This is a genomic window from Vibrio sp. 10N.261.52.A1 (assembly GCF_002876325.1).
GTDB lineage: Bacteria > Pseudomonadota > Gammaproteobacteria > Enterobacterales > Vibrionaceae > Vibrio > Vibrio chagasii.
In genome coordinates this window covers 1-1,233 of the sequence record NZ_MCYD01001317.1, presented here as the reverse complement: position 1 = coordinate 1,233, position 1,233 = coordinate 1, and the positions used below count along the sequence as shown (strand labels likewise).

Sequence of the window (1,233 nt, the reverse complement as noted above, 5' to 3'; positions counted from 1 at the left end):
AACATAAAATGCGCTAATTATGAGTTTCATTTCGACTTATTTAGCTGTTCTATCGTTTGGTTACACTTGTTACAAATTATTGAATCGATGAATTAATTGACCGCTCGATTCAAAAACACCATTTATGGATTAGGTGAGTGATGCATAGCTTGGAAAATCCACCTTGTCCCAAAGTTGTTTTCTTAGGTCATCTTGGTTGGACCAATTTCCGGCTAAAACCCACTCAACAAGTGCACTAGCGACGTCTGGATAAGAGACAACCTCAGCCTGTTTTTCGTTGAGCCAACCACGCAAGATTGCTGGGTCAAGAAAGCTCATCGTTTGGGCTAATCCAAGCGCCTCAAGTGTTGCCACATTACTCTGCTGCTCAAACTGCCCATCAAGTGGTTTAAGCAGTAGCTTCTTACCCAAAGTTAGAGCTTCCGATGGCAGTTCAAACCCACCATTCGCTACCACACCAGAGCACTGATTTAGGTCGAATTGAAAACCAGCATGGCTGAGTGGTTTGAAGGTAATATTTTCGACTTGGCTACGCTCAATCACATTCGGGTGATAACAGACAAAATTGTGTGAAACAAACTTCATTAATAGCTCTGAAATCGCTTCAAGGTCTTCAAACGGCAAATAGACTAATGTGAAGTCCAGGGGCGCTTTAGTCTGCTCGTGGTGAGCTAAGGTGTGAATGATAGGAGGCAATATTGGTTGCTCGAAATGATACCAATGCAAACCAATCGAGTGCTCTGTCGGCGCAAAATGTTGAATCACAGAATGCTCAATCCAGTTCCCCCCTTCCTTAGGAACATCATAACGAAACGCATTCTGGTGACTGATTCCGATACAAGGGACTCCCTGCCTTTTGGCTGCCCAAGCTGTCACAGGTTCAAAGTCATTGAGCACCAAGTCATAGGGTGTAAGGTCCATCTGTTTAACCTCATTAAGAAAGCGCCAGATATTATTCTTAATGAATGTCTTTCCATATTTGACCTGCCCTTGTTCACTATAAAAGGTTAAGCCGTTACGAACTTGGTAGTTGCCAAACTCTTCCATCGAAAAGTACTTGCTTGCTTCTCGGCCTGAAAAGAGAAAATCAACATCGATGTTTTGTTGACGAAACGCGACAGCCATTGCCCTTGCACGAGCAATATGACCATTTCCAGTGCCTTGTACGCCGTATAAAATTTTCATTAAACTTCCTTTCGATTTGCTGGTTTAGCGCTTGCTATCAGCTTCATT

At 43.0% G+C, this 1,233-nt stretch carries 1 protein-coding gene; it reads right to left on the bottom strand.

The features are described from left to right. Positions 1–129: 129 nt before the first annotated feature. Entirely contained in the window at positions 130–1,185 is a 1,056-nt protein-coding gene (locus BCT81_RS27270) for an MJ1255/VC2487 family glycosyltransferase (RefSeq protein ID WP_102426488.1), read from the bottom strand. Between the last annotated feature and the right edge of the window lie 48 nt (positions 1,186–1,233).

Excerpts from the sequence above, each read along its gene's own strand:
- BCT81_RS27270 (WP_102426488.1), bottom strand. The coding sequence starts at position 1,185 with ATGAAAATTTTATACGGCGTACAAGGCACTGGAAATGGTCATATTGCT.